Origin of the sequence: Sphingomonas sp. LH128 (assembly GCF_000293195.2) — a bacterium.
GTDB classification, from domain to species: domain Bacteria; phylum Pseudomonadota; class Alphaproteobacteria; order Sphingomonadales; family Sphingomonadaceae; genus Novosphingobium; species Novosphingobium resinovorum_A.
On the sequence record NZ_ALVC01000567.1, the window covers coordinates 1 to 458 of the forward strand.

General features: G+C 65.1%; 1 protein-coding gene. It reads right to left on the bottom strand.

Annotated features, from left to right (window positions below):
* Positions 1–458: ArsB/NhaD family transporter (locus tag LH128_RS30260; RefSeq protein WP_008833509.1), on the bottom strand; the 458-nt coding region annotated here is incomplete at both ends.

Here is a 458-nt window from a genome sequence, read left to right on the forward strand (position 1 = left end):
GTCAGTCCTGCATTTCGCAGGCCATAGACCACGAGATACATGCCAAGCGAGAAGATGACGACCTGCCACGGCGCGCCGCGCAGCACCTTGCGGGTTTCGATCACATGCCCCCTCGCCGCGATTGCGAGCAGCAAGATGGCGCCGGCAGCGGCAACGGCGCTGACCGGCACGCCCAGCGGATCGAGCAGGAAGAAGCCGACGAGAAGAAGCACGAGGACGACCCAACCTGCGCGGAAGGTCGCTGCGTCCCGGATCGCCGCGCGCGGCGCACGCAGCGCGGCGACATCATAGTTTGCCGGTATGTCGCGGCGGAAAAACAGCATCAGCGCGCCGAGCGTGGCGGCGATCGCTGCCAGATTCACCGGCACCATGACGCTCGCATATTCGCCGAAGCCGAGCTTGAAGAAGTCGGCCGACACGATGTTGACGAGGTTCGAGACGACAAGCGGCAGACTGGC